The sequence below is a fragment of the Sphingorhabdus sp. EL138 genome (assembly GCF_945862485.1).
Taxonomy (GTDB): domain Bacteria; phylum Pseudomonadota; class Alphaproteobacteria; order Sphingomonadales; family Sphingomonadaceae; genus Sphingorhabdus_B.
The window spans coordinates 106,164-130,586 of the sequence record NZ_CAMAYF010000002.1 but is presented as its reverse complement, the minus strand read 5'-3'; the positions used below and the strand labels follow the sequence as shown (position 1 = coordinate 130,586).

General features: G+C 53.7%; 24 protein-coding genes. 19 read left to right on the top strand and 5 right to left on the bottom strand.

The features are described 5' to 3' along the window. Positions 1-2 precede the first annotated feature (2 nt). From nadD to Q0O33_RS01770, 6 genes are read left to right on the top strand one after another with little or no spacing between them, the layout of a single operon-like run. Entirely contained in the window at positions 3-599 is a 597-nt protein-coding gene (nadD, locus tag Q0O33_RS01795) for a nicotinate-nucleotide adenylyltransferase (RefSeq protein ID WP_295495236.1), read from the top strand. Further along, the gene (gene larE / locus Q0O33_RS01790; RefSeq protein WP_295495234.1) at positions 586-1,398 is read left to right on the top strand and encodes an ATP-dependent sacrificial sulfur transferase LarE; all 813 of its coding nucleotides are present in this window, start codon (positions 586-588) and stop codon (positions 1,396-1,398) included. The genes nadD and larE overlap by 14 nt, the downstream gene beginning before the upstream one ends. After that, entirely contained in the window at positions 1,395-2,063 is a 669-nt protein-coding gene (gene larB, locus Q0O33_RS01785) for a nickel pincer cofactor biosynthesis protein LarB (protein WP_295495232.1), read from the top strand. Before larE ends, larB begins: the two co-directional genes overlap by 4 nt. Next, on the top strand, positions 2,060-2,791 hold the full coding sequence (gene larC, locus Q0O33_RS01780) for a nickel insertion protein (RefSeq protein WP_295495230.1): 732 nt from the start codon (positions 2,060-2,062) through the stop codon (positions 2,789-2,791). The genes larB and larC overlap by 4 nt, the downstream gene beginning before the upstream one ends. Beyond that, positions 2,788-3,600, top strand: coding sequence for a hypothetical protein (locus Q0O33_RS01775; RefSeq protein ID WP_295495229.1), 813 nt, complete (start codon positions 2,788-2,790; stop codon positions 3,598-3,600). The genes larC and Q0O33_RS01775 overlap by 4 nt, the downstream gene beginning before the upstream one ends. Positions 3,601-3,614: 14 nt before the next feature. Then, positions 3,615-4,445: an SDR family NAD(P)-dependent oxidoreductase gene (locus Q0O33_RS01770; RefSeq protein WP_295495228.1), complete on the top strand. Its 831-nt coding sequence runs from the start codon at positions 3,615-3,617 to the stop codon at positions 4,443-4,445. Positions 4,446-4,454: 9 nt separating this feature from the next. Here the strand turns inward: Q0O33_RS01770 and Q0O33_RS01765 are convergent, their stop codons facing one another. After that, entirely contained in the window at positions 4,455-5,111 is a 657-nt protein-coding gene (locus Q0O33_RS01765; protein ID WP_295495338.1) for a nitroreductase family protein, read from the bottom strand. A gap of 204 nt (positions 5,112-5,315) precedes the next feature. On the opposite strand from Q0O33_RS01765, the gene Q0O33_RS01760 reads away from it, so the two are divergent. From Q0O33_RS01760 to Q0O33_RS01745, 4 genes are all read left to right on the top strand, one after another. Then, complete coding sequence (locus tag Q0O33_RS01760) at positions 5,316-6,290, top strand: nitronate monooxygenase (protein ID WP_295495227.1); 975 nt, start codon at positions 5,316-5,318, stop codon at positions 6,288-6,290. Between the two features lie 11 nt (positions 6,291-6,301). Continuing rightward, positions 6,302-6,877, top strand: coding sequence for a hypothetical protein (locus tag Q0O33_RS01755; protein WP_295495226.1), 576 nt, complete (start codon positions 6,302-6,304; stop codon positions 6,875-6,877). A 36-nt stretch (positions 6,878-6,913) separates the two neighbouring features. Next, entirely contained in the window at positions 6,914-7,738 is an 825-nt protein-coding gene (locus tag Q0O33_RS01750; protein WP_295495224.1) for an enoyl-CoA hydratase-related protein, read from the top strand. 288 nt (positions 7,739-8,026) lie between these two features. Further along, positions 8,027-8,572: a TetR/AcrR family transcriptional regulator gene (locus Q0O33_RS01745; RefSeq protein ID WP_295495222.1), complete on the top strand. Its 546-nt coding sequence runs from the start codon at positions 8,027-8,029 to the stop codon at positions 8,570-8,572. A gap of 44 nt (positions 8,573-8,616) precedes the next feature. Here the strand turns inward: Q0O33_RS01745 and Q0O33_RS01740 are convergent, their stop codons facing one another. Genes Q0O33_RS01740 through Q0O33_RS01730 form a run of 3 tightly spaced genes read right to left on the bottom strand, consistent with a single transcriptional unit; the run spans position 8,617 to position 11,941 of the window. After that, a complete protein-coding gene (locus tag Q0O33_RS01740; RefSeq protein ID WP_295495220.1) occupies positions 8,617-9,432 on the bottom strand; it encodes an acyl-CoA thioesterase domain-containing protein in 816 nt (271 codons plus the stop codon). Between the two features lie 14 nt (positions 9,433-9,446). After that, entirely contained in the window at positions 9,447-10,283 is an 837-nt protein-coding gene (locus tag Q0O33_RS01735; RefSeq protein ID WP_295495219.1) for an SDR family oxidoreductase, read from the bottom strand. A gap of 47 nt (positions 10,284-10,330) precedes the next feature. Then, positions 10,331-11,941 (bottom strand): class I adenylate-forming enzyme family protein, encoded by a 1,611-nt coding sequence (locus tag Q0O33_RS01730; protein WP_295495217.1) that lies wholly within the window; start codon positions 11,939-11,941, stop codon positions 10,331-10,333. 126 nt (positions 11,942-12,067) lie between these two features. Here Q0O33_RS01730 and Q0O33_RS01725 point away from each other — a divergent pair, with 126 nt between their 5' ends. The 4 genes from Q0O33_RS01725 to Q0O33_RS01710 all read left to right on the top strand — a co-directional run bounded on the left by Q0O33_RS01725 (position 12,068) and on the right by Q0O33_RS01710 (position 17,341). Continuing rightward, the gene (locus Q0O33_RS01725) at positions 12,068-12,781 is read left to right on the top strand and encodes a 2-oxo acid dehydrogenase subunit E2 (RefSeq protein WP_295495216.1); all 714 of its coding nucleotides are present in this window, start codon (positions 12,068-12,070) and stop codon (positions 12,779-12,781) included. A 26-nt stretch (positions 12,782-12,807) separates the two neighbouring features. Next, the gene (locus tag Q0O33_RS01720; RefSeq protein ID WP_295495213.1) at positions 12,808-13,608 is read left to right on the top strand and encodes an acyl-CoA thioesterase domain-containing protein; all 801 of its coding nucleotides are present in this window, start codon (positions 12,808-12,810) and stop codon (positions 13,606-13,608) included. 321 nt (positions 13,609-13,929) lie between these two features. Further along, positions 13,930-16,377: a TonB-dependent receptor gene (locus tag Q0O33_RS01715; RefSeq protein ID WP_295495211.1), complete on the top strand. Its 2,448-nt coding sequence runs from the start codon at positions 13,930-13,932 to the stop codon at positions 16,375-16,377. Positions 16,378-16,519: 142 nt separating this feature from the next. Continuing rightward, positions 16,520-17,341 carry a sterol desaturase family protein gene (locus Q0O33_RS01710; protein ID WP_295495209.1) on the top strand — a complete coding sequence of 274 codons (822 nt, stop codon included), beginning with the start codon at positions 16,520-16,522 and terminating at the stop codon, positions 17,339-17,341. 288 nt (positions 17,342-17,629) lie between these two features. On the opposite strand, the gene Q0O33_RS01705 is transcribed toward Q0O33_RS01710, so the two are convergent. Further along, complete coding sequence (locus Q0O33_RS01705; protein ID WP_295495207.1) at positions 17,630-18,514, bottom strand: LysR family transcriptional regulator; 885 nt, start codon at positions 18,512-18,514, stop codon at positions 17,630-17,632. A 115-nt stretch (positions 18,515-18,629) separates the two neighbouring features. Between Q0O33_RS01705 and Q0O33_RS01700 the strand changes: the two genes are divergently transcribed. The 5 genes from Q0O33_RS01700 to Q0O33_RS01680 are packed head-to-tail and all read left to right on the top strand — an operon-like array spanning position 18,630 to position 24,415. Next, on the top strand, positions 18,630-19,844 hold the full coding sequence (locus tag Q0O33_RS01700; protein ID WP_295495205.1) for a cytochrome P450: 1,215 nt from the start codon (positions 18,630-18,632) through the stop codon (positions 19,842-19,844). Between the two features lie 12 nt (positions 19,845-19,856). Further along, complete coding sequence (locus Q0O33_RS01695; RefSeq protein ID WP_295495203.1) at positions 19,857-20,657, top strand: SDR family NAD(P)-dependent oxidoreductase; 801 nt, start codon at positions 19,857-19,859, stop codon at positions 20,655-20,657. Between the two features lie 6 nt (positions 20,658-20,663). Beyond that, positions 20,664-22,112, top strand: coding sequence for an aldehyde dehydrogenase family protein (locus Q0O33_RS01690; RefSeq protein ID WP_295495201.1), 1,449 nt, complete (start codon positions 20,664-20,666; stop codon positions 22,110-22,112). A gap of 12 nt (positions 22,113-22,124) precedes the next feature. Then, positions 22,125-23,729: a GMC family oxidoreductase N-terminal domain-containing protein gene (locus Q0O33_RS01685; RefSeq protein WP_295495200.1), complete on the top strand. Its 1,605-nt coding sequence runs from the start codon at positions 22,125-22,127 to the stop codon at positions 23,727-23,729. Continuing rightward, positions 23,726-24,415 carry an SDR family oxidoreductase gene (locus Q0O33_RS01680; protein WP_295495198.1) on the top strand — a complete coding sequence of 230 codons (690 nt, stop codon included), beginning with the start codon at positions 23,726-23,728 and terminating at the stop codon, positions 24,413-24,415. Before Q0O33_RS01685 ends, Q0O33_RS01680 begins: the two co-directional genes overlap by 4 nt. Positions 24,416-24,423 lie beyond the last annotated feature (8 nt).

Genomic DNA, 24,423 nt, shown 5'->3' with positions numbered 1-24,423 from the left:
ATATGCGTGTTGGCCTATATGGAGGTTGTTTCAACCCCGTCCATGAAGGTCATGTTGCGGCAGCGCGTAATGCCCAAGAAGCCGTGTTGCTTGACGAAGTAGTTTTCATCCCGTCCGGTCACCCGCCGCTTAAGGGGAATACCGGCCTTGCCGATGGCAAACACCGCGTTGCTATGCTGAACTTTGCTATTCAAAGCGAAAAAGCTATGCGCGTCAGCACGATTGAAATTGACCGGATCGGGCCAAGTTTTACAGTCGACACCGTAAGGAGTTTACAAGCGACCTTTCCTAAAGGAACGGAGCTTTTCTTTTTATTGGGGGATGACTGTGTCGACCGCCTGCAGCATTGGAAAGGGATAGCCGATCTGCATAGCATGTTACGTTTCGCGATCCTGCCGAGAAATAAAATATATGCCGCGACACCTGACGAGCGGTTGATTTGGTTGGAGTTCGCCTCTGTAGCAACATCCTCGAGTTCGGTCAGGGCAATTTTGTCTTCCGGTGGACGACCATCGGAGGGCATGATGCATGCCAGTGTCCTAGATTATATCACGCGCCATAAACTTTATGCTGGACCAGTTGTACATGCCTGTCTCTGACCATATTCAGGAAATTCAAATCGTTTTGGACGGCATCGATCATGCCGTTATCGCGTGTAGCGGCGGGATAGATTCCACGCTGCTCGCTCTGGTCGCACATCGTCATGCCCCTAAAAAGGTAACAGTTGCGCACGCAATCAGCCCAGCCGTTCCGCCAGAGGCGACTGAACGGGTGCGGACGCTTGCGGAGCAGGAGGGGTGGCAGCTATCGATTGTTCTGTCTGGCGAATTTCAGGATGAAAACTATCTCTCGAACCCGGTAAACCGCTGTTATTTTTGTAAATCCAATCTGTATGATAGCCTCATGCAAATTGCGTCGGCGCATAACAATGGAACAGTCCTCAGCGGCGCCAATCTGGATGATCTTGGCGAATACAGGCCTGGTCTTGATGCCGCGGCGGAACGCGGCGTGCGTCATCCTTGGATCGAAGCTGAATATGCCAAGGCGGACATTCGGACGCTAGCGCGTTTACTTGGAGTGCCCTTTGCCGAGCTTCCTTCGTCGCCGTGCCTTGCCAGTCGCTTGTATACAGGAACAAGGGTGACCGCAGAACGCCTGCGTGCCGTGCATGCTTGCGAAAAGCGGGTGAAAGAAGTCACCGGTATCATTGTCGTAAGGTGCCGCGTGAAAGATGATCAGCTTATCGTTGAAGTGACGGATGATGACCGTAATTTCATTACGGCGCGGCTGCTTCGCGAATTGGGCGAACTTGCGGCAACTTTCGAACCAAGCATTCAAATGGCGCATCTGGATGCGCAGTCTTATAAGCCCGGCCGGGCCTTTGTGGAGGCAAAATGAACAGCGGATTTGTGCATGATGAAGACCGCCTAACAAGATTGGGAATGCCGGAAGCTATTTTCTGCGAGGGTAAAGACCCGATTGCGTTAGACGCAATCTATCAGGAGCTTTCGAAGAACATTAGTGCGCCCGCTCTGTTTACAAGGCTGTTGCCTGATCAATATTCAGATCTCACGATCAATAGCGGGGCGTCGTTGGATTATGATATACAATCGCACACAGCCTACTTGCATGGCACTCTTCCACCGCGGCCATTTTCAGTCGCAGTGGTAACAGCAGGAACATCGGACCTACGCGTAGCGGGTGAGGCGATGCGCACATTGCAATTTTCGGGTATCCATGCGGAACGTATTGCCGATGTTGGTGTCGCGGGCATCCACCGCTTGTTGGCGCGGATAGACCATATCAAAACATTTGATCTTGTGATTGTTGTGGCGGGATGGGATGCTGCTCTTGCCTCTGTGATGGGCGGATTAACTGGACAGCCCGTCATCGCGGTTCCGTCTTCGACTGGATATGGTGTGGCAGCAGGCGGAACGAGCGCATTGCATTCCATGTTATCAAGCTGCGGGCAGGGCGTTTTGGTGACCAACATCGACAATGGCTTTGGTGCGGCGTGCGGCGCGATCCGGATACTCAATATGATTTCAAGGAACACGACATGAAGCGCCAATCGATCGTTTTGCGCACACCTTCGGGGATTAGCGGCGATATGCTGCTGACGGGCCTTGCCCGACTGGCAGGGGTAAGCAATGCCGAACTGTCGGCTCTGGTCGATAGTATCGGGGTGGAAGCGCTGCATGATTGCGTGACCGTTGAACCGCATCATGTGAATTGGATTACCGGATTTCAGGCGCGCATTACCCTTCCGCATGAACACCACCACCGCACGCCAAAAACGATTTATGACATCATAGAACGCAGCGGGTTGACCGATGCGGCAAAATCGCTGGCAACAAAAGCGTTTGCGATATTGGCCGAAGCAGAAGCCACCGTGCATGGATGTTCGGTGGACGAAGTGCATTTTCATGAGGTTGGCGCTCTCGATTCTATTTTAGACACCTGCGTTGCTGCAGCGCTGTTCACAAAGATTGACCCGGCCGAGTTCCATTGCAGCCCTCTGCCGATGTGTGATGGCATAATCCGTTGCGAACATGGACTATTGGCCAGCCTGCCACCCGCGGTTCAGGAGATGCTCAACGGCGTTCCAGTATACGGAGCGGACGCTAGCGGTGAAACGGTCACACCGACCGCATTGGCTTTTTTGAAAGCGGCTGGTGCGCGTTTTGGCAAGTGGCCGCAATGTAAAGTGGTCACCTCTGCGCGTGCTTATGGCGGCAAGGTGTTCGAAAACCTCCCCAACGGCGCGAATTTCTTTTTGGTGACAATGTGAACCCAGCACCTGCGGCAGCAGACATCGCCGGAAGCCTGCTTGGCGGCGCAACGGGCCTTTATCGTGCCATTGTCGAAGCCTGCGAGGATGGCATCATTGCAGGCACTGGTTTTGTCGACCCGTCGGACTCGTTAGGACCGAACGGATCGTGGAGATTGCTGGTGGCGGAAGGAGATGCCGTATCCGCAGGACAGCCACTTATCGAACTGATTGGTGAGGCAGCGCATTTGGGCGTTGCGGAAGACTATGTGCTTGGGCCTCTCGGTTTTGCTTCGGGAATTGCGACGCGCGCGAAGACGTTTCGCGAATCTGCGCCTGCCGGCCTTTCCATTGCTTGCGGCGGATGGAAGAAATTGCCTTTGGCTTTGAAGCAATTGCTGCGCGCCGGGCTTGCTGTTTCTGGTATCTTGCCGCGGCTTGTTGCTGGCGATTTTGTCTATGTCGGTAAAAACGCTGTTATCATGCTGGGTGGTGTGGATGCCGCGATTAAGGCGGGCGTTGCCGTCGGTCATGGTCCGGTGGCCGTGCAGGTTAAATCAGTCGCCGAAGCCGTTTCGTCGGTGCGTACGGGCGCAGGGATCATCATGGTTGATACCGCCGACCTAGCCGATTTAGCCGACGTGCACGCCGAACTCACGCGGCTTGGATTGCGGCGGGACGTGCGGCTGGCATTTGGTGGCGGTGTCCGTTTGCAGGATCTGGTGCCAGCGGCAGAGGCAGGGGCCGATGCAGTCGACGTCGGCCGCGCCATATTGGATGCGCCCTTACTCGACCTGCGCCTTCGGGTTGTTTCCAAACACCCTGCCTGACAAAGGATCTAGCCATGAACCACCCCGCCATTGCCGCTGGTAACATAGCCGTCATTATCGGAGCCGCCGATGGCATTGGCCTTGCTGTTGCACAGAGGCTCGCCGGTCTGGGCATGATTGTCGTGCTTGCAGACCGTGATGCTGACAAGCTCTCGGCAGCGCGGGATGCGATAGGCGGAAACGCGGTTGCCATAGCCACCGATGTGTCGGACCGTGATGCGGTCAATGCATTGGCGGCGCACGTGTCGCAGAATGTGGGGCCTGTATCTGTACTGATGAACAATGCTGGAACAGGGCGGGGCGGAAACGCATACTCCAATCCTGACGGTTGGGACCGAGTGATTGGCACCAATCTGATGGGTGTTGCATATGGTGTGCAAGCGTTTGTCCCTGCTATGGTTGCAGGGGATGCCCCCGGCTTAGTCATCAATACCGGATCGAAGCAGGGTATCACACAACCACCTGGTGACACGGCCTATAATGTTAGCAAATCAGGTGTTAAAGCGCTGACTGAAGGGCTGGCACACAGCTTGCGTGAAGAAACGCAGGGACGAGTGAGTGCACATCTGCTGGTTCCCGGATTTACCTATACGGGCATGATGAAGGCCCATTTTGGCACGAAGCCTGATGGAGCTTGGATGCCGGAAGAAGTCGTCGATGTCATGATGGCCGGTATTTCGCGTGGCGATTTTTATTTGTGGTGCCTCGACAACGAAACAAGCCGCGAGGTTGATAACGCACGCATTCTGTGGAGCGCTGGCGATATTACCGAGAACCGTCCTGCACTCTCCCGCTGGTACACTGATTACAAGCAGGCCTTTTCCGAATTCATGCCAAAAGGTTGAAGCAGGTCTTTATTCGTCGAAGCCGATAAATGTAACGGCTTTCTCAATCGGTTTCCGTTCTGACACGACCGCATTCGCCGGAAAACTATCGTCTGGCCAGCCCATGGCGACGCACATCATGATCAACTGGTCGTCGGGAATCTGTGCATGTTCACGCACTACAGGTGATTGCATGATGCCTTGGCTGTTGATGACGCAGCCGAGCCCGCGTGACCATGCTGCGTTGACCAGAGCATTAATCACCGCGCCGCAGTCAAACGGTGCGATGTCATTACCTTTCAGTATCTTATCATAGGTCACGATGATTGAAACCGGCGCGTCGAACTGGCGGAACCCACGCAAGACCCACTCTTTACGCTTAACTTTGTCATCACGGGCAATGTCCATTGCCGCGAACAATTGCTTGGCTACACCAATTTGGCGTTCGCGGTGGGCGCCTTCATAGCCCTCGCTGGCGGTAAATTCCCGCGACGATGGCACGCCGGCAAGATTGCGTTCGGTGTTACCTTGGCGGATGGCGTCCAGTGCTGCACCGCTCACCACCGTAAAGTTCCAGGGCTGCGTGTTGAGTGACGACGGCGCGCGCATGGCCAAAGCGATCACTTCGCGGACGAGCGCCATCGGAACGGCGTCCGGCTTGTAGCCCCTGATGCTTCGGCGTCCCATGACAACGGCTTCATAGGCTTCAGCGATTTTTGAATCAGTGCTCAATTCCATGCCCTCCATAATCCGGCGCATGCGCCAACACACGTCGATATCCTCTTGCCATACGGATGCTTAAATATCTATACGATTAAACTGAATACAAAAAGCTATCAAACTTAGAGGAATGCCCTTTTTATGGCGCTTGACCATTCATTTCGAGACCGCATGAACTTACCTGCTGTATGTGCGCCGATGTTTCGCGTTTCAAGTCCCGCGCTGGTGCGTGAGGCATGTAAAGGCGGCCTTATCGGAGCGCTGCCGCGTCAAAACGCAAAGGATTTCGGAACTTTCGAGGCATGGCTGGAGCAAATCGGCGAAGCGCTGAAAATTCATAAGGGGGAGAACCCTGAAGCGCGGATCGGACCGATCGCGGTCAACCTCTCGCGCTTACCAGATGATGAGATGCGCAGGCATCTTGAGGTCTGCGCAAAGCACGGAGTCGAAATCATAATAAGCGCGATGGGCGATCCCACTGATCTCATTCGCCAAGTGCATGATTGGGGTGGGAAGGTCTTTCATGATGTGACCAACATCCGTTTTGCAGAAAAGGCGATCGAGGCGAAGGCAGACGGGTTGACATGCATCGGTTCGGGCGGCGGCGGCCATTCAGGGCAAATCAATCACCTGGCATTCATCCCCAGGGTGCGAGAGATGTTTGATGGCACTATCATCATGGCCGGCTGCATTGGCAACGGTGCCGCCATCCGTGCGGCTGAAATTCTTGGTGCGGATCTTGCCTATCTCGGCACCCGTTTCATCGCCACGCAGGAATCCAACGCGCCGGATGATTATAAAGCGATGCTGGTTTCGAGCGCATCAAACGACCTTATCTTCACGCCGCGCGTGGCAGGAGGTGCAGCAAACTGGCTTAAGAAATCATTGGTGCGGGTGGGAATTGATCCCGACAATCTGCCCGAAATACCACCAGGAGCTATCCGGCCTGAATTGCCCGAGGGTGCGGTCCCATGGGTGACAATCTGGAGTGCGGGCCAAGGGGTTGAACTGATTGACGACATTCCGACTACGGCAGAGTTAATCAATCGCTTACGGCGTGAATATGTCGCAGCCTGTGATACGCCAAGCTATGCCGACGTTGCGCGCCTTGTTGACCAGGCACTTGACGCAAAATCCGTTGATTGAGAGGAAAATCCATGAACCGCATTCCGCTTGTTGCCGTTGAAGATCTCACCCCTGAGCAACGCGATCGTTATGACAATGCCCCCGGCGGGAAGCTAAGTATGAGCCGCCTGCTTGCCCATGCGGTGTCAATGCAGCCTGGCGTCGGCATGGCCGTGCAGGGGATGATGTCAGGCATCGAAATTCCGCCACTGGAGCGCCAGATTTGCGTGCTTGCCGTGCTTCACCTTGACCGTGGCGAATATGAATGGGCGCAGCATCTTCAAGTTTCCAAATCCATGGGCATTCCCGACGAAAAAGTTGCGGCAATCGCCAATGATCGCTTTGGCGATCCCATGTTTAACGAGCGTGAACGCGCATTGCTCGCCTTCACCCGTCAGGTCGTAAAGACAGTACGCGTGGATGACTTTGTCTTCAACGCTGTCGCCGCATTCTATAGCCCACGCCAGATTGTGGAATTGATCCACGTTATCGGCATATATATGCTTTTCGTGCGCGTTTCCGAGGTCGCTGAGCTTGAAATTGATGCAGTTCTGGGCGGGGATTTCTGGAAAAAAGCAAATGAGGCAGCTAGATTGTCCAAGGACTAACACTAGCCGACTATTAAATAAAAAGGGAAATTAGTTTTGGAAAACGCAGCAGTTGAAACAATCGACTATCCTTTCGTTCGGCTTGAATTTGATGGCCCGCTTGCGATTATGACATTGAATGATCCAGAGCGTTTAAACGCGATGGGCCAGGACATGGGCGAATCCATTGCAACTGTGCTGAACGAAATTGCAAAGCCCCGCCGCAAATGCCGCGCTTTGATGATCACAGGGGAGGGGCGTGCTTTTTGTGCCGGTGTGAACCTGATGGGTAATCGCAAGGCGTTAGCGGAAGGCAATAACAAACTTCCCGTTATGGGCGGCGTTGAAACATTTTTTCATCCGTTGCTGCGTCGTCTGCACGCAGTATCTATTCCAGTAATTGCTGCGCCAAACGGTCTTGCCGTTGGTATTGGTATGGGCATGTGCCTTGCCGCCGATTATGTGATCGCGTCTGACAAAGCATGGTTTCAAGCGCCGTTCAAAAATCTGGCTTCCGCGACCGATTCAGGCCTTGGCTGGCTTTTGTCCCGCAATGTCGGGATATTGCGGACCAAGCGGATTTTGATGCGCGCCGAACGCATTGATGCGGCAACTGCACTTGATTGGGGCATGGTGTGTGAAGTCGCGCCTGCTGATGATTTTGTGGCGCGCGCGCGCGAAGTGGCCATGGAAATCGCCAATGACGCGACGATTGCCCTGTCGGAGATCAAACAGATTGTCGGGCTTGCCCAACGTATCGATCTGCATTCGGCTTTTGAAACGGAAGCACAAGCTGTGAATAGGACGTCACGTACCAAGGATAATGTCGCGGCTATCCGCGTGTTTGGCTCTAAGGAAAAACCAATATTCTCAGGGGAATGATCGTCGTTTTCAATTTGGATTATTAATTATATCGCTGCGGGGCCGTGTTCTCAACCAGAGTGCGCGGCCCTGCTGGTTTGAAAGCGGCGACCGCTGTGCTATTTACAGCTTGTATAAAACTGCGTGTATCGGCTTTGACTGCCCTCCCATGTACATAGCGCCTAGATCGACATGCCGTTAAAAATTTCTAATCTCTTTGATTGTTTGACGTTCTGACGAAATTCGTCGTAACGTTCAATCCTGCTTGGCGAAAGGCAGAGGGACCATAATGAGATTTACGAGTTTTCTATGGCAGATGAAAAGTTAACACGGACTGTTGAAGCTGCTGGTGAAGTTTTCCTCCGCTACGGATATGCGCGGACGACTATGGGGGACATCGCCAAGGCGGCGGGCATGTCGCGGCCTGCCTTATATCTGTTGTTTCCTGGTAAAGAGCAGGTTTTTTCTGCTGCAACGATGCATATGGCAAATCAGCGGTTGGAAGAAATCCGGCAAGCCATCGCGCAGTGCGATGGTATTGAACAAAAGCTGGTTACGGCCTGTGAGATGCTGCTGTTACGCGTGTACGATCTTCAACAAACCGCGCCGGATGCAAGGGATATGGACGATCTCAAATTTCCAGTCGTGCGCGAAATATACACAATGTTTGTGGACTTTTTTGCTGATATTGTTTTGGACAGCGACGTGACAAGCACGACCCCAGCGCGCGAAATTGCCAACGTACTGCTTTATGGTGCACGTGGACTGCGCAATGTCGCCACGAGTGCCGATGAGTTTCGTGACATGATAAAGCTACATACCGTATTGCTTTGCGCCGGTTTACCGAAAGCATGACAACGGTTCCAAAGCACTTTGGAGGAAATGGACCACTCAGCAATTCAAGTTGGCGGGCGTACTCGTAGAATCATAGATTGACTGGCAACGGCCAAAATGGATCCGTCTTGTGAAAATATGTTGGTCCCGATGTGGGTCAACCCATTTTGCACCGACGCCACTTGGGTGCAGGACAATATCCACTCGCTGTCTGCTTCTCTCACGAACCTAATATTGTTGTCGAGGCTGTTGCCGCTTGCCGGCTTTCCCATCGCGCTCGGCAAGGCCATCGCCGCGAGGTCTGCAATGACTGGCAACTCCATACGCGATACAGGGATGCCAGACCGCTTGCGTATCCAAAAAGCAGTGTCTTGCCCAATGGCGCCCGTCCAGTCCCGCTGATCAGGAAGTTGACCGCTAGCAAGCCGAAATTCGAAAAGCGCATTCAGATTACTTGAAATTTGCCGGGCAACGGATCGCTCTTCGCATTCGTGCGGTTGAAGAACATTTGGCGCTTTAACACCTTGATGCACTGTATCGTCGTCGCGTGCACCGGTGGCACCCAACAGGGTCGCAAAAGGTGCATCTCCAATCTGCGCGCGTAGCCAGCATTGTTTGATGCTATTTCCGCCCGAAATATATTCTGGCAAAATGCTGATGATATCCCCATTGCGGCCTTTGCCCGTGAATTGCGCCGACGCGAATATCGCGGGCAGGCCGGTGAAATATTCCATAGCCGCCACGCACGCAGCAAACCCGCTTCCACCGTATAAAAACGGTTCGGCAGCGCCGCCCACACAGAGATGTTCCGGAACAACGAATTTTAGGCAATCAGCAATGTCTGTTGGTTCGGGCTTTGGGTAAGTAGTTTCAAAAATCATAAGAATTATCGAGTTCAAGCTTGCGCTGGGGCTTCCTGAACAACACGCTCATAAGCAGCCATCGGTCCCACAACCGTGACGCCGCCATCAACCGGCAATGTAATGCCTGTTATAAAACGGCTCTCCGAACCAGCCAAGAATAAGGCTGCTTGGGCAATGTCCCACGCATCACCTTCAATCCCGATTGGCGCTATGGCGCTACGAACTCTGCGTCCTTCTCCTTTAACATATGCTTCAACCATAGGGGTCATGATATGGCCCGGAGCGACACAATTGGCGCGAATTCCGTCACGACCATACATCACAGCCAGTTCGGCGGTCAGTTGAATCACTGCAGCTTTGCTTGGACCATATGCTGAATTGCCATGCGCCAATATGCCCGCAACCGATGAGATATTAACGATCGACTTACCATTACCAGCAAGCAAAGCTGGCATCGCTTCGCGGCACATGTTGATGACTGTACCGAGGTTTACGGACAAAACCCTATCAATGTCGTCAGGCGCAACAACATGCAACTGACCAGCCCCAGCACCAATTCCTATATTGTTGACAAGCGTATCAAGCCCACCAAGCCATTCCAGCGCCTCTCCAGTCATTCGCTTGGCATCCTGTGCATCTGCAACGTTGCCGGTAAAGATGCAGGCATCACCCTTCATGCTGTTAATCAATTCCAACGTGGTTCGCGCCCGCGCTTCATCCAGATCGAATAGTGCAACCTTAGCGCCTTCAGCGGCGAACAAAGTCGCAATGGCTTTACCTGTACCAACGCCGTCGCCAAGCGTGCCTGCACCGGTTACGATAGCGCGCCAACCTGTCATGCGTCCGTGAAAGATATGTGGCTGAGGCATTTAAAACTCCTGTAGCAGTAATTTGATTTACGAATGAATTTTTTGGATCAATCTGTTCCAACCACGATTTCACGTAATCGTGGCTTGATGACCTTACCCATGGCGTTTCGCGGCAGCTCATCCATAAAACGCCACTCGTCCGGCATTTTATAGCGGACCAGTTTTTCGGCGCACAGCGCACGCAATTCGTCTTGAAGCATGGTGACATCATGGTTCAAGTCGGCCCGCTGAATGCACGCCACGGTTAGCATGCCCATGCGCATATCGGGTTTGCCGACGATCGCACAATCAGCAACACCATCGTGCGAATGTAAGATACGTTCTATTTCAGCAGGGTATACGTTTGATCCACCGCGTAGGATTAGTTCGGAACTGCGGTCTGCGATACTCAGCCAGCCATTGTCGTCTAGGCTGCCATGGTCGCCCGAATGCACTACGCCTCCGCGTAACAGCGCGGCCGTCTTTTCACCGTCGCGCCAATAACCGAGCGGGGGGGTGTAAACATGTGCCCAAGGGCCAGTCGATACTGGTCCAAAACAGACTTCGCCAACCTCACCATTCGGCAAAATACGACCTTCGTCATCGCGGATGGTAATTTCAAGATGCGGAAGCGCCCGTCCACTTGCACCCTCGGGGGCGACCTCATCCATGGGATGTGCAACAACCGTTGGCGCTTCGGTAAGGCCATAGCTCGTCATTATATGAAACCCGTGCCGATTAAAAAATGCTTCACGCATAACGTGTGGCAGCGGCGCACCGCCGCAACCCAACCACAGGTTTTCAGGCAAATCGCGGTCTGACTGAAGCAGATCATAAACTATGGTCGGAACAAGCGCGATGGATTCTACGCGCTTTTCATGAAACCAATCCACCAAAAGATCGATTTTCGGCGAAGGCGCAAACAAAAATGGTTTGCACGACAAATACGCCGAAATTGGACCGATTATCATTACGTTTGTGATCGTCAGCGGTAAGCAAGAGCCCCTGCGCGCATCTGGTTGCAAAATCCCGTGCGCGAATTCGCCGGCGGGAACGACCACCATATTATGCTGGCTGTGAACGACGCCTTTGGGTACACCAGTAGTGCCGCTGGTATACATAATTGCCGCAGGCGCAAACGGGTCAATCTCGGGTTTGGGTGCATCGACCGCAGGCAAGGTCGCCAACGCATGTGCCCAGCCGCCGTCATCGTTGCTGGCATCAAGATACCAAACAACATCCAGTGCCGAGATATCTTTTCGTAAGCTTTCGATCTGATCCCGCAACGAGGTGTCCGTCAGCAGCAGTTTTGTTCCGCTATGGTCGAGTATAAAACGCTTGTCGTCCGCTGGAAGGATTTTGTTTATTCCAACCCAAACGGCACCAAGGCGCATCGCTGCAAAAAAAGCGATGATGAGATTAGCCTCATTACCCAATGATGCAGCAATGCGATCGCCGCCCCGGATACCTGCCGAGTGCAGAAGCAACGCTGCTGCAGATACGGCGTCGGCCAATTGTTTGAAGGTGAGGCTTTGGTGTCCGTCATCGAGCGCTTCATTATCCGAACAATTCGCTGCAGCTCGATCGATCAACGATGCGACGTCGCGGGGCGCCCCGGGAGGGTCGATTCGTGATGCCGGCGCCTGCAGGCCAAGCGCGGCATATTCATTATCTGTCATCACTCTCCCAGATCCTCGCCATCTTCGTTTGAATTTAAAGTATATATGATTATGATGTATGTGCGCAAGCGTTGCAAGTGCGCCTGCGCAAAAGGTAAAGCTATGACGAAAGTTGAAAGGAAGACAATGACTGAACCAAAGTTTGAGGACCAATTTGCTCCATTTGGTTCGATTGAAAGTGTCGCTTTGACCAACTTCCAAAAAGTTGTGGCGCGCCGTTTGACGAAGAGCTGGACCGAGATACCCCACGTTACCCATAATGATGATGTAGATGTCACGGCGTTAGAGGCATTTCGAAAGTCACTTGCGAAAGATGTCAAACTCTCGCCATTGATATTCCTCGCCAAGGCTTTGGCGATAGCGCTGGGCGAATTCCCAACGTTTAACTCCTCCTTGGCGGATGACGGCAAGACGCTGGTGCTCAAAAAATATTTTAACATCGGCATAGCCGTCGACGGCCCGCTGGGTCTTTTGGTGCCCGTGTTGCGCGATGTTGATACCAAAGATTTGCCAACATTAAGTACGGAACTGGCTGAATTGAGTGCACTGGCGCGCGACAAGGGACTGCCCATGAGCGCGATGACAGGTGGCTGTATGACGATCTCGTCTTTGGGGGGGATTGGTGGAACCGGATTTACGCCGATCGTCAATCAGCCTGAAGTTGCAATTCTTGGGGTAACGCAATCGCGTATGATGCCCGTTTGGGATGGCGCTACGTTCCAACCGCGGTTAATGATGCCACTGTCGCTTAGCTATGATCATCGTGTGATTAATGGTGCCGACGCAGCGCGCTTCGTTCGTCGACTTGGTGCGCTCCTGAATGATCCTGCTGCGTTATAAATGCACTATGCAACCCGGAATTGAACATGTTTGAGTTGAACGCGACACATAACCCGCATCGTTGGTATCTTCAGGTTGAGCGCAATTTGTGCACTGGCCCTGCGGATAGGCAATTTTTGTTTGGGGGGGTCGGCATGGCCGCGTCGATTCAAGCGATGGAGCAAACATGTGGGCGGCCTGTTATTTGGGCAACCGCGCAATATTTGTCCTTCGCTCGTCCGGGGAAGATTGTTGATCTGGACGTGGTCGTCCCGGTCGCTGGACGAATGACAACACAGGCCAATGTCCTGCTGCATATTGACGATCAGAAAATCATTACCGTTAATGCTGCATTGGGCGCGAGAGATGCCCCGGAATCAGACCAATGGGTGACTATGCCCGATGTTAATCAGCCGGATGATTGCCCAGAGGCCAATTATTGGCGTGGAGACGGCTCAGGGTTGAACGCACGTTTGGAAATCCGTGTCGCGAAAGGCCATTTCCACGGCGATAAATCGATCAATGCACGAAGCGACGGACGATTGGTGTTTTGGCTCCGTTCGCGCGAAGGGCATATTGCTGACGCGCGCATTCTTGCTATTGCTGCTGATTATGTAGCGTCGGGAATCGCGGGTGCGACGGGGCTTCATGCAGGCGGAAACAGTCTGGATAATACCATCCGTTACGGTCGTATCGTCCCGTGCGAATGGATGTTATGCGACGTTCAGATCGAAGCACTCGTGCAGGGCATCGTGCATGGCCGGATGCGCCTTTACTCGCCCGATGGGGTCTTAATGGCCACCGCCAGCCAATCGATGATTATGCGGGTTCATCCTAAGGCCGAATAAGCGCCACCTAAACGTTCATTGGGGGCGTCGCAAACTTTAAGTGGCGGCTGGAGTCGCGCGCGGAGCATTACTCTCTATTTCTGCCGGTTCGATTGATTCTTTTTGTATGACAGCGCTTTCTACGGCGCAATATTCGAAGCCCTATGCACTAGAGGTGTTGCGTTTTAGCCACAGAAAAATAAAAATTTCAACTTTCTGCGGCACTTCTCATTGAATGTTAAAATCTTGGGTGGACTTGTGTTCTGAACATCGTAATCATCTAACTATGTTCGATAATAGACATGTAAATGTCACCGGACCATCGACATAAAGGAGAGGACTATGAAAAAGTACCAGTTTTTGGGCGGAGCTGCGTTTATTGCGGCCGCAACACTATCTATCCCAGTATATGCTCAGTCTTCTGAACCAGCCGAAAATGATGGCGGAATTGCTGAGATTATTGTTACCGCACGTAAGACGAGCGAAAGCCTGCAGACGACGCCTGTCGCCGTGAGTGCGCTTTCCGGAGAAGCACTGGCGGAGCAGGCGATTGTTAATATTCAGCAAATTCAGGCGTCGTCGCCTAACTTGACATTTTCAAGCGCTGTTGCCCAACCTGGCTCTTCTACTGTCTTTATCCGCGGACAAGGTTCGGCGGACGGTCTGATTGCAATCGATCAGGCGGTGGGTGTCTATGTTGACGGTGTATATGCTGCGCGATCAACAGGTGGTGCAACCGATCTTCTCGATGTTCAGCGGGTCGAGGTCCTCCGTGGCCCGCAAGGTACGCTGTTCGGACGCAACACGACGGGTGGTGCAATCAACATCATTGCCAACAAGCCGAGCGACGAATTTGAAGGTTCCATGCGGTTCGACTATGGTAACTTCAATAGCATATTGGCTCAAGGCGTGGTTAACGTTCCGCTGGGTTCTGGCGTCGCCGTGCGCGCTGCGTATCAGCGCCGTGAGCATGATGGCTACGGTCGGACGGTTACGCGTAACGCACCTTTGGCCGACCTGAAATCTGACTATGCCCGCTTTACAATGGGTATCAACCCAGACGGTAGCAAGTTCTCAGCACTTATCTCAGGCGATTTTTCGAAGTTCCGCAATTCGGGTGAGCTTGTTGGACTAAAGTCCTATTCCGCTCCCAATGCATTTGCACCGACAGAGCTGCTCGCTGCTGCTTGCGGTACTCAAGCACTTCCGGCCGGACTTCCTGCTTCAACCGCTGGATTTCTTGGCGGCCTGAAGGCCGGCGCCATCCCACTTTGCCCAACATTGTTAACCCGTCCAGGTCCGGTTGCTAGCTACGTTTACGGGCAAAATGGCAACACTGACATTTACCGGACTTTTGGCGGCACGCCAGCTTATGGTAAGTCGGACAGCTATGGTGCTTCCGCGGTGCTGGAGTATGCGTTCTCTGACGCTGCTGTCTTGAAGTCGACGACGGCTTGGCGCGGTGTTGAATTGGAGTCTTCGACTGACAATGACGGTACTCCATATTGGTTCAGCGGCGGCTTGCCGCCAGTGGCCGGTAACCGTATCAACCAAGATCAGTTTTCTCAGGAGCTCCAACTCTCTGGTAAATCGGGGCAGTTGCAGTACATTGTAGGCGGATTTTACTTTGTTGAAAATGGAACCGACCGCTCCGACAGCGGCAGCCTGTTCCCACTTAGCCCTTCGGTGGCATCTGTTGATGGCACCGTTAAGAACCGCAGCGCAGCAGCATATGGCCAATTGATCTATAATGTGACGGATTCGGTTCGTCTTACTGGCGGCTTGCGTTATACGGATGACAAGCGCGACATGGTGCTTCGCAACAAAGACCGAAACGTTCTAACCAATGTTGTGACATCCTCGCTGGGCACGGTTGCTGATGGTCTCTTGGACGGCGATGCGAGCGATCCGCTCCGTGCCACATTGCAACGTAAGTTCAATTATATGTCGTATCTAGTTAGTGCAGATTGGCAGGCTTCTGATGATTTGTTCGTCTATGTAAAGACAAGCAGATCGCAGCGTTCGGGCGGCCTTAACACCCGCGCGGTTACAGGTGGTGTGCCTCCAGTTAGCTTTGTTCCTGAAGTCGTAACCGACTATGAAGCTGGCGCGAAGATTGACCTACTCGACCGTCGTGTCCGAATGAACTTGGCGGCATTCAATTCAAATATTGATGACGTGCAACGTAACGTGATCGGTGCTGTGGGCACGCGGCTTGTGTCTGGTGTTGCAAATGCGGCGAAAGCGCGCATTCGCGGTTTTGAAGCAGAGTTGACGGTCTTGCCGACTGACGGTTTGACCTTGGGTGCAAATCTCGGGGTAACGGACGCGAAATATCAAAGCTTCACCAACCTAGATGGAGCCGATTGGTCTGGAGCGGAATTCCCTTACACGCCGAAAAACACCCTTGGTGTCTTTGGTGATTATGCAATGGATATCGGCGCCGGCACAGTGAAGCTGCATGCTGATTACTCATGGCGTTCAAAGGTCTTCGCTTCGCCAATCGCAGCATCCGCAGCATCGCGGGTCGGAAAAACAGCGACCGAAATTGCAGCAATCAGCAACGGCTTGCAAAACACGTCGATGATCCCCTCTTATGGGCTTCTCAACGCGCGTATTGCTCTCCAGCTCGATAATCCGAACTTGGAATTGGCTTTCTATGCACGCAATATCATGAAGGAAAAATACTTCACCCGTCTGCTTTCGACGGAGAATACGCCACTTGCATTCACCAGCTACACACCCGGTGATCCGCAGACTTATGGCGTGAGTGCAACATTCCGTTTCTGATTATTTGACCATAGGAAACTCAACGGGGCGGCGGTTATCGCTGCCCCGTTTTGGTTTTGTTTGGGGGCGTACAGCCATCTCACAATATCTTACGACTTTTGTTTCTATGTGAAGCTTCTGAAGCCGTTCAGCGGAGTTCGATATGGGTTTGCAATACGTGTATCTTGCTACGCTCTTGATTATCTTCATTGAATTTGTGGCGGGTCGCTATCGTGGATTGTTTACGCGGACCAACATTCTCAGCACCGTTGGAAGTGTAGTCGGCAATAGTGCGTCGCGTCCTTTGGCGGGCATTCTGATTGCAACTGTCACCGGGTGGCTGCTGCCATCCTATCAGGGGAGTTTGGCGTCCACCCCTTTGTATATCGCCTTTCCGCTGGTTTTCGTGCTGTGCGAATTCAGCTTCTATTGGGTTCACCGCTGGTCACATGAAGCCAAGGGTGGTCGACATGACTGGTTCTGGAACCTTCACCGCACCCATCATTCAGGCAAGTATATCAATGTCTTTGTAACCGTGCGGCAGAATGTCTTCTGGGCCTTCGTCGTGCCCATACCGTGGGTGTTGGGTATAGCAACCTATCTGGGCATGGCGGAAGGCGCATCGCTGGCGATTTTAACCATCTATAGCTGGAACCTTATAACACACGCTGATTTTCGTTGGGACGACGTTGTACGGCACCATGCCGGTATCGGTCCAGTTTTCAGGGCGCTGGAACATATTCTCGTTTCTCCCGGCATTCACCATAGCCATCACGGCTATGGCCGCGACGGTGGGAACTTTCGCAACTATGCAGTGACATTGTCGGTGTTTGACTGGATGTTCGGAACACTGCACATTCCGAAAGGCCGTCCGTGGCGCTATGGTGTACCAGGGCCTGAGCCTTATTGGGCAGAAGATGTATTTTTCCCGATCATTCGCAAGCCGACCGCGTCAGGAAACTCTAGATCACCGGACAATTCATAATTCGACTTCTATGGGCGTTAGCAGCTTGCTGATGTCATTACTTTAGAACGAGCAAGTGCGCGGCATGAGGGCCGCCTATGTTGCTATTCTTTGCTCTGCTGGCGCACGGCCTAATGACAATATCAACACAACCGCCAAACCAACTCCGATTAAGAGGGTAACCATTGCGCTGTCATAATGGCCGATAGCTCAGCCGAGCTCTGGTTGCACAACTATTCAGATTTATGGTTCTATACTGCGCCGACCGGATATTAGAGGCGGCGTAAAATCCATGGCGCGCCGTCACTTTTATTTTTCGAAGTTCGCGGTTGTTGTCATGATAAGTTGAATAACCCGCTCCGCAGCCGGGCTGAGGAGGCGCTCGGATTGACGGACGAGAACGATTTCTGCGATCGCAAGATCGTGAAATGGTCGAGGATTTATAGAGACCAGTGAGTCACCCCTTTCGTCCCCGTCCAACATTGCCATCGCCGTCAGCCATATGGCATCCGTTTCCACCGTGATGGCGCGCAAAACTTCAAAGTCATTACACTCCACGGTCGTATCCAGCGGCCCGAAAGGAAGGCTGGCGTCGAGGCGTCTATGTTGAGGATAACGTCCCGTTATCCTGGGGTAAGGGATAAGTTCATTCCATTCGATGTCACGATTGAGAGACATTAGCGGATGCCCGGGCCTGACAAACATCCCCATTGGAAAGCTGGCAAGGGAGATGACGTCCATGCCAGCTTCGCTCTTCAACGTGTTGGCGCTGCATATCGCAAAGTCGAAAACGCCTTGCAGTACACCTTCCACGATGGCGGATGTTTCGCGGACTACGGCCGAGATCGCAAGTCTAGGCGCGACCTTTAGCGTATCCGTCAATATCCGCTTTAACATAAAACTAGCGGCGAGTGGCCCCAAGGCGAAATTCACATTACCAAGGTCTCCACAGCCTCGCTGACGAACATTGTGTTCGACTAGGGCGACAGATCCCAGAATGCGTCTGGCCTCGTGGATCAATTCTTTGCCAGCGGCAGTCGGAGATACCCCAGTCGGGAATCGCTCGAATAGTATCAGTCCTGCCTCTGCTTCAAGAAACGCGATTGCTCGGCTAAGCGCTGGTTGGGTCATGCCGATCGCATTGGCCGCTCGTGTGAAGTTTCGCTCCTCTGCGAGCGCCAACAGCTGCTGCATTCGTCTTATAGTAAGCAATGCCTTCACCTCATGCTATAATGATACGTAATGCATTAGACATATATCTAAAATAACTCCACCCTATCGCCAGAGATAACCGGAATGGGAGAGAGAATTGACTGAAGCTATTCCTGCGCTGACGCCTAAGCCGGCACATGTTCCAGACGAGCTGGTTGCAGACTTTGATTATGTGAACCCCACAGGTTTGGCGGAACTGGGCGTTTATCGTGCGATGAAGCGCCTCCATGATGGCCCTGATATCATCTGGTCGCCGCGGTATGGTGGCCACTGGCTCGTCACACGTGCCGAAGACGTGCGCTTCGTTCAGAACAATTATGAGATATTCAGCCACGAAGAGTTCATGATTCCCCGCCAGCTCATGGCGTTTAAGCCCGTGCCACTGGCGGTAGATCCGCCAAATCACGCGCGTTACCGTGCGGTGCTTAATCCCGCCTTTGTTCCTTCGGCCGTGGCGCGGATGCGTGAAGATGCCCGCGCAATGACGATTGAGCTGACCGAAAATCTGCGGCCCGCCGGACATTGTGAATTCATGTCGGCCTTTGCCCGGATCATGCCTGTCACCATGTTTTTACGGATGGTCGACCTGCCCATTGATCGGCGCGACGAATTTGTCGAATGGGGCATCGCAATCATGTCCAGTTATTCGGTCGATGAGCGAAAGGCGGCAATGTTCCGCGTGCGCGAATATCTGAAATCCGTGATCGATGAGCGAGAGGGCGGCGATGGTCAGGATCTGCTGACGCGGGTCGCGGGATGGCGGCAGAACCCGCGTTTTGAAAGCGATGAAGAAACACTGTCTATGGCCATGCTGCTTTTTGTTGGCGGATTGGATACTGTGGCCTCCATCTTGGGGTATATTGTGCATTATCTCACGCAGAACCCAGAATTTCAGCAACGGCTGCGTGATGATAAGAGCATAATTCCGGCCGCCTGCGAGGAGTTTATCCGTCGATTTGGCTTGTCGAATACCGGCCGAATTTTGACCCGTGATTTTGAGTATGAGGGTGTCCTATTCAAAAAGGATGAGATGATCATGGTTCCCAACAGCCTGTCGGGCCTGGATGAGCGGCTCTACGCCGATCCTTTCGAGGTAAAGCTCGATCGCGGTATTGGCCCCATGGACCACAACACATTTGGCAACGGGCCGCACAAATGTATCGGCGCTGGTCTCGCGCGTGCCGAAATCCAGGTCTTTTTGGAAGAATTTGTGGGCCGTCTTCCTGAAATAAGGCTCGATCCGGACAAAGTGAATAAAGAGCATTGCGGATCCGTTCCCGGATTTGACGAATTGCATCTGCGCTGGAACTAAGGGAAGAAGATAATGACGATAGTTGCTGGCGCGCTTGCGCCCTTTTCACTGGAAGGCAAAGTCGCGCTTATCACAGGCGCCGCTCAGGGGTTGGGCAGAGAGATTGCATCCCTGTTCCTAGATGTCGGCGCATCGGTTGTTGTGACGGACGTCAATGGAGACACTGCGCGTGCGACGGCAGAAGAACTGTCCGATCAAGGACCCGTTCTAGGGCTGGCCATGGATGTATCGGACGAGGCTGCTGTTCTGGCCGGCTTTGATGCGGCTGCGCGCCAATTTGGCGGCGTAGATGTCCTCGTGAACAATGCCGCCTACAGAAACAAAGCCAACACCATGGACATGCCCGTTGAGGAATGGGATTTGATGCATGCCGTGTGTACGCGGGGGACATTCCTGTGCTTGCGCGCAGCGGTGACGCAGATGCGCAACCGTGGCGGCGGTTCCATTGTCAATATTTCGTCCATGAGTGCACAGCACCCGACCATCTATCCAAATATGCACTATGATTCTGCAAAGGCTGGTATCGACGCTATCACCCGGCTGTCGGCGGTCGAGTTCGCGCGTGATGGTATTCGCGTCAATTCTGTGCTCCCGGGCGGAATGGCGACACCAGGCCCGGACAAGATGCGTGCCATGGCAGCGCAAGGCGGCCCAAAAATCGAGGGCCCTGCGATTATTCCGGGACGCCAAGTGCTAGGCCGAATTGCCCAGCCGATTGAAATGGCGCGAGCGGTCCTGTTTCTGGCTAGCGACGCCGCCAGCTACATAACGGGCGTAGAGCTGCTCGTTGATGGCGGCTTCACCAAGGGTTGATGTAATATGGATGAACGACTTTCGAACAACCGTCCCGTCATTGGAAGTAATCGTCCGGCAACCACCAGTTTAGGTACAAAAGATCATGTGAACCCGGCGACTGGCAAGGTGCAGGCCGTGGTGCATATTTGTGGACCAGCAGAAATCGATACCGCCGCCAGTGCCGCGATTTCGGGCCAAAGAGCATGGTATGATATGGGCGGCGCGGGGCGTCGGGATGCGTTGCTCCGTCTTGCTGTCCTTGTCGAACGTCATGGTGACGAACTGGTCCGTATGGCCGCGCTTGAAGTCGGAACCCCCGTGTCGACGAGCAGCGCAGCCCTGGCCCTGTCATGGATCCGCTATTATGCGGGTTGGGCTGATAAGATCGAAGGAACGGTCAGCGAACCTATTGGTGCACGTGGGCTGGCTTATGCAAAGCATGAACCAATCGGCGTCATCGGCGTAATCATCCCTTGGAATGGCCCATTGGTCGCCATCAGCATGACAGTGGTCCTCGCGCTCGCCGCCGGCAATGCCGTTGTGCTCAAGCCACCGACCCAGACACCGTTTGTTGCAATCCGTTTTGGTGAACTGGCATTGGAAGCCGGCATTCCTGAAGGCGCCCTTAACGTCGTACCCGGCGACGCGGCAGCGGGTGAAGCACTTGTTGCCCATCCTGCCATCGGAAAAGTGAGCTTCACAGGAGGCGACAGTGTCGCACGGTCGGTGATGCACACAGCCTCAGAACATCTTAAGCCAGTCGCCTTGGAGCTTGGTGGTAAATCCGCAAATCTGGTCTTCGCCGATGCGGATCTGGACACGGCCGCCCAGATGGCCGCGACCTGCTCGCTGATCCCACTGTCGGGCCAAGGCTGTGTTTTGCCCACAAGGGTATATGCCCACACGACCATCTTCGACGATCTCGTTGAACGGATTGCCGCACAGGCCAAAGCCTTTCCCATGGGTGATCCTCTATCCCCCTCCACGATTATTGGACCAGTCATCCACGAAGGTGCCGCGCAAAGGATCATGGGTGTGATCGAGCGTGCAAAGTCAGAATCCGGTGGGCAATTGGTTGCCGGTGGCAAGCGCGGGCAAGGCGATCTCGCCGCCGGTGCCTATGTAGAGCCTACTGTTTTTGCTGGAGTAGCGCATGATAGCCATGTTGCTCGCGAAGAGGTTTTTGGCCCTGTCCTCTCGATCATCCGCTTTGCCAACGATGCGGAAGCGGTGGCGATGGCCAATGACTCGCGCTTTGGCCTTGGCGCCTATCTGCACACCCGGGACTTGGCACGGGCGCACATCGTCGCAGGCCAATTGCAAGCGGGGTGTGTGGCGATCAACGGCATGTTGCCAATGGCACCCAACCTTCCTTTCGGGGGGTATAAGCAATCAGGTTTCGGTCGCGAAGGCGGCCGCCCCGGATTAGAAGAATTCATGCAGATCAAACAGGTCATGCTGCATCTTCCTTAAAGGTTGCGATAAATGGTCAATTCAGTAGATTATGTGATCGTCGGCGGTGGCAGCGCAGGATGCGTGCTGGCAGCGCGCCTGAGTGAAGACCCCGACATAAGCGTCGTTCTATTGGAAGCTGGCGGCGAAAATGATGCCTTTCTGATCAACATGCCTGCAGGCACGGCAAAGCTGATGGGCCATAAAAATTATGATTGGTGCCTGCCCACCGAAACCGATTCATCCATCGGTGGAAGAGAGATGCAATGGTCGGCCGGAAAGGTTTTGGGTGGCAGCTCATCGATCAATGGCCAAGTTTATATGCGTGGCGAGCGTTCTGATTATGACAATTGGGAAAAGCTGGGCTGCGCGGGCTGGAACTGGGGCTCTGTCTTTCCCTATTTTCTAAAGTCTGAAACATTACATGATGCGCCATCACAATCGCATGGCACTTATGGCCCGCTGAGCGTTTCTCCCGTCCGTCAGCCTCAAGCCATTGGCCAATATGTTATCGATGCTTTTGAGCAGATCGGCGTCCCATTGAATGCAGATTACTGCGATGGCAGCCAATTCGGCGTGTATCGCGTGTACGCGACGCAAAAGGACGGCCGGCGTTGCTCTGCGGCAAATGCCTATCTGGACCCTGTCCGCACGCGCGCCAACCTCACCATCATTACCGGCGCGCAAGTAGATAATATTGTAATTGAGAATAATCGGGCGACGGGTGTTGTCTATCGCCACAACGGGGCAGATGTCCGCATCAACGCAGCCCGCGAAGTTATCCTTTCGGCTGGAACAGTTCATTCCCCGACAATTTTAATGCGATCGGGAATTGGGCCTGCCGCGCATCTAAGCGCGCATGGCATTGACGTCGTGGTTGACCTACCGGGTGTGGGACAGAATTTACGCGAGCACAATACGATTAGCGTCGCGCAGTTCGTGTCTATTCCGACATTGAGCGCGCAGCTCGGACCGTTCCGCATGGTCGGGCATTTGTTTGATTATCTGTTCCGCAGCAAGGGGCTGCTCACAACGCCTGCGGTTCAGGTTATGGCGGCACTAAAAAGCGATCCAGATCTGCCCGAACCTGATTTGATCCTGTCAATGCTGCCCGTGGCAGCAACCTTCAACGACGAAGGTAATGCCGTTATTGAGCAACGCGCGTCGTTCAGCTTTGGTTTTCATGTTGCCCGGCCGCAAAGCCGCGGGGAAATCCGTTTGCGCAGCGCCAATCCGTTGGACAAGCCAATCATCGACCACCGACTATTGGGTGACGGTGGCGATGTTGCAAAGCTGGTAAAAGGATTGAGGCTTATTGAACGGCTGTGCCGCGCACCTGCATTGGCGCGCATCATAACTGGTACATTAAGGCCGGCGCCTTTTCCCGAAAAAGACACTGAGCTTGAGGATTATGTCCGCAGATCTGTTGGAATTGGCTATCATTCAGTTGGCACCTGTCGCATGGGGCCCGACGGCGACCCGCTGGCGGTGCTCGATCCCGAGCTGCGGGTTCGTGGTGTTGCTGGGCTGCGCGTAGTTGACGCCTCCGTCATGCCGGAACCAGTATCTGCTAACACCAATGCGCCCACAATTATGATTGCGGAGCGCGCAGCCGAATTAATCATGAGGATGCAATGACCCTAGATCGTCTTTTTGGGCTTCAGGACAAGTGCGCGTTGATTATCGGCGCGACACCCATTGGAATTGCCACGCAGTCCCTTTTTATCGAAGCGGGCGCAACTTCTGCGCTTTCCGATCCGGGAGCAGATCCCGAAGCGATTGCCAATGCCGTGGATCAGTTCGTTGCCGAACATGGCAAAATCGACATCTTGGTCTATGCGGCGACACGGACGGGAACCTATCCGTTGGCGGACACGACACTCGATCAATGGGACGGGATGCAGGATTATAATGTCCGTGGTGCCTTCGTTGCCGTTCGCCAGGCCGTGCGCCATATGCGCGACAGCGGCGGTGGCGCGATTGTTGCAGTTTCAACCATGGGTTCAGTCCATCCGGTCTTAATGGGCAATGCGGCTTATGGTGCCAGCAAAGCGGGCCTAAATGCCATGATCCGCGCCGTGGCACTTGATGAGAATGACCACGGCATCCGGGCCAACACTATTTTGCCCGGTGCCGTTCCAGTAGGCGATCCCGAAGCAGGCGCTGTCCGACTAGGTGGCCCGGCCATGCAGCCTGGACGGCTGATGATGGGCATGGGCAGCTGCGAAGATGTCGCAGCCGGAATATTATATCTGGCGTCACCCGCCGCCCGTTTCATGACTGGACAAATTCTGACGCTGGATGGCGGGTTCTTAATTTCTTGAACGATGAA

What these genes read in the sequence shown, in the direction of transcription:
- Q0O33_RS01725 (WP_295495216.1), top strand. Translation starts at nt 12,068, where the DNA reads ATGACTGAACCAAAGTTTGAGGACCAATTTGCTCCATTTGGTTCGATT.
- nadD (WP_295495236.1), top strand. Translation starts at nt 3, where the DNA reads ATGCGTGTTGGCCTATATGGAGGTTGTTTCAACCCCGTCCATGAAGGT.
- Q0O33_RS01715 (WP_295495211.1), top strand. Translation starts at nt 13,930, where the DNA reads ATGAAAAAGTACCAGTTTTTGGGCGGAGCTGCGTTTATTGCGGCCGCA.
- Q0O33_RS01690 (WP_295495201.1), top strand. Translation starts at nt 20,664, where the DNA reads ATGGATGAACGACTTTCGAACAACCGTCCCGTCATTGGAAGTAATCGT.
- larE (WP_295495234.1), top strand. Translation starts at nt 586, where the DNA reads ATGCCTGTCTCTGACCATATTCAGGAAATTCAAATCGTTTTGGACGGC.
- larB (WP_295495232.1), top strand. Translation starts at nt 1,395, where the DNA reads ATGAACAGCGGATTTGTGCATGATGAAGACCGCCTAACAAGATTGGGA.
- Q0O33_RS01740 (WP_295495220.1), bottom strand. Translation starts at nt 9,432, where the DNA reads ATGATTTTTGAAACTACTTACCCAAAGCCCGAACCAACAGACATTGCT.
- Q0O33_RS01770 (WP_295495228.1), top strand. Translation starts at nt 3,615, where the DNA reads ATGAACCACCCCGCCATTGCCGCTGGTAACATAGCCGTCATTATCGGA.
- Q0O33_RS01755 (WP_295495226.1), top strand. Translation starts at nt 6,302, where the DNA reads ATGAACCGCATTCCGCTTGTTGCCGTTGAAGATCTCACCCCTGAGCAA.
- Q0O33_RS01705 (WP_295495207.1), bottom strand. Translation starts at nt 18,514, where the DNA reads ATGCAGCAGCTGTTGGCGCTCGCAGAGGAGCGAAACTTCACACGAGCG.
- Q0O33_RS01735 (WP_295495219.1), bottom strand. Translation starts at nt 10,283, where the DNA reads ATGCCTCAGCCACATATCTTTCACGGACGCATGACAGGTTGGCGCGCT.
- larC (WP_295495230.1), top strand. Translation starts at nt 2,060, where the DNA reads ATGAAGCGCCAATCGATCGTTTTGCGCACACCTTCGGGGATTAGCGGC.
- Q0O33_RS01680 (WP_295495198.1), top strand. Translation starts at nt 23,726, where the DNA reads ATGACCCTAGATCGTCTTTTTGGGCTTCAGGACAAGTGCGCGTTGATT.
- Q0O33_RS01695 (WP_295495203.1), top strand. Translation starts at nt 19,857, where the DNA reads ATGACGATAGTTGCTGGCGCGCTTGCGCCCTTTTCACTGGAAGGCAAA.
- Q0O33_RS01765 (WP_295495338.1), bottom strand. Translation starts at nt 5,111, where the DNA reads ATGGGACGCCGAAGCATCAGGGGCTACAAGCCGGACGCCGTTCCGATG.
- Q0O33_RS01685 (WP_295495200.1), top strand. Translation starts at nt 22,125, where the DNA reads ATGGTCAATTCAGTAGATTATGTGATCGTCGGCGGTGGCAGCGCAGGA.
- Q0O33_RS01760 (WP_295495227.1), top strand. Translation starts at nt 5,316, where the DNA reads ATGAACTTACCTGCTGTATGTGCGCCGATGTTTCGCGTTTCAAGTCCC.
- Q0O33_RS01720 (WP_295495213.1), top strand. Translation starts at nt 12,808, where the DNA reads ATGTTTGAGTTGAACGCGACACATAACCCGCATCGTTGGTATCTTCAG.
- Q0O33_RS01730 (WP_295495217.1), bottom strand. Translation starts at nt 11,941, where the DNA reads ATGACAGATAATGAATATGCCGCGCTTGGCCTGCAGGCGCCGGCATCA.
- Q0O33_RS01710 (WP_295495209.1), top strand. Translation starts at nt 16,520, where the DNA reads ATGGGTTTGCAATACGTGTATCTTGCTACGCTCTTGATTATCTTCATT.
- Q0O33_RS01745 (WP_295495222.1), top strand. Translation starts at nt 8,027, where the DNA reads ATGGCAGATGAAAAGTTAACACGGACTGTTGAAGCTGCTGGTGAAGTT.